This is a genomic window from Gryllotalpicola sp. CP2-P1 (assembly GCF_057512245.1).
Window position 1 is genome coordinate 1 of record NZ_JBLRDT010000294.1, and the last position, 2,320, is coordinate 2,320.

At 69.6% G+C, this 2,320-nt stretch carries 1 protein-coding gene; it reads left to right on the top strand.

The window, feature by feature from the left end; all coding sequences use genetic code 11:
• Positions 1-2,320: efflux RND transporter permease subunit (locus ACM2XV_RS14430; protein ID WP_487027433.1), on the top strand; the 2,320-nt coding region annotated here is incomplete at both ends.

Genomic DNA, 2,320 nt, shown 5'->3' on the forward strand with positions numbered 1-2,320 from the left:
GCGGCGCAGCAGCCTGCTCAACCGGCGGCCGCTCCGAAGACGATCGGCGAGGTGGCATCCGTCGTTCTCAACACGGACCCGACGACCACGCTGTCGCGCGTGAACGGAGAGCCCGCGCTCACGATCGCCGTGACCAAGCTGCCCGCGGCGAACACGGTCGAGGTCTCGAACGCGGTGAAGAAGCTGCTGCCGTCGCTCGAGGACCGGCTCGGCGGCGACGTGAAGCTCACGACGGTGTTCGACCAGGCGCCGTTCATCACCCAGTCGATCTCGTCGCTTGCGGAAGAGGGCCTGCTCGGGCTCGGCTTCGCGGTGATCGTGATCCTGGTGTTCCTGCTGTCGGTGCGGTCGACGATCGTGACGGCGATCTCGATTCCGACGAGCGTGCTGATCACGTTCATCGTGATGTGGGCGAGCGACTACACGCTCAACATCATCACGCTGGGGGGACTCACGATCGCGATCGGGCGCGTCGTCGACGACTCGATCGTGGTCATCGAGAACATCAAGCGACATCTGGTGCCCGGGGCGGACCGGGCGGCGACCGTGGTCAGGGCCGTGCGCGAGGTCGCCGGCGCGATCACCGCGTCGACCATCACGACCGTGGCGGTGTTCCTGCCGATCGCGTTCGTCGGCGACGTGACCGGCGAGCTGTTCCGGCCCTTCGCCGTCACGGTCACCATCGCGCTGCTCGCCTCGCTGCTGGTGGCGCTCACGATCGTTCCGGTGCTGGCGTACTGGTTCGTGCGCCCGCCCAGGCTGCGCGAAGGCGCGCGCTCCGCGCTCGACGCCGACATCGAGGCGGGTCGCACCGACGAGCTCGAGCACCCGACCAGGCTGCAGCGGGCGTACCTGCCGATCATCCGCTGGACACTGCGGCACTCGGGCATCACGGTCGTCATCGCCGTGCTCGTGCTCGTGGGAACGGCGGCGCTCGGCCCCCTGCTCACGACGAACTTCCTCGGCGACAGCGGTCAGAACACCCTCACCGTCAACCAGACCCTGCCGCCGGGCGCCAGCCTCGCGGCCAAGAACGACGCGTCGAAGCCCGTCGAGAAGGCGCTGCGCGAGACGAAGGGCGTGACGACGGTGCAGACCTCGGTCGGCGGCAGCGGCAGTGCCATCGCCGATGCCTTTGGGGGCGGCGGCACGGGCACGACCTTCAGCGTGACGACCGACCCCGACGCCGACCAGACCGCGCTGCAGAGCACGATCAGGGCCAAGCTCGAAGGGCTGCACGACGTCGGCACCGTGCAGCTCGCCTCGAGCCAGGGGCTCGGCGGCTCGAGCGACATCGAGATCGACGTCACCGCCCCCGACGACGCGGCGCTGCAGCAGGCATCCGACGCCCTCGTGAAGAGGCTCGAGCGCTACGACTCGCTCACGCAGGTCTCGAGCGGCCTGTCGGCCGAGCTGCCCTACCTCGCCGTCGACGTCGACCGCGCGAAGGCGGCGCAGGCGGGCCTGACCGAAGTGCAGCTCAGCCAGCTCGTGTCGCAGGCGATGCAGCCCACGCAGATCGGCACGATCGCGATCGACGCGACGACGCTCAAGATCTACCTCGACAATGCGGACACCCCGGCGACCGTCGCCGAGCTCAAGGCGCTGCAGGTGCCGACGGCGGCGGGCCCCGTCGCGCTCGACACCCTCGCCGACGTGCACGAGGCCACCGGCCCGACCAAGATCACCACGCAGAAGGGGCTGCGCAGCGCGACGATCACCGCGACGCCCGCGGGGCAGGACCTGACCCAGGCGAACCGCGACGTGAACTCGGCGCTCGCCGCGGTGAAGCTGCCGACGGGTGCGACCGCGACGCTCGGCGGCGTGCAGCAGAGCCAGTCGCAGGCGTTCTCGCAGCTGGGCCTGGCCCTGCTCGCCGCGATCCTGATCGTCTACATCGTGATGGTCGCGACCTTCAAGTCGCTGCGGCAGCCGCTGCTGCTGCTCGTCTCGGTGCCGTTCGCGGCGACCGGCGCGATCATCCTGCAGGTGATCTCGGGCGTACCGCTCGGCGTCGCGTCGCTCATCGGCGTGCTCATGCTGATCGGCATCGTGGTGACGAACGCGATCGTGCTCGTCGATCTCGTCAACCAATATCGAGATCGGGGGATGCCGGTGCCGCAGGCCGTCGCCCACGGGGCTTCGCGTCGACTGCGCCCGATTCTCATGACGGCCCTGGCCACGATCTGCGCGCTGACGCCCATGGCCCTTGGGCTGACGGGCCGCGGGTCGTTCATCTCGCAGCCGCTCGCCATCGTGGTCATCGGCGGCCTCGTGTCGTCGACGGTGCTGACCCTCGTCGTGCTTCCGACGCTGTACA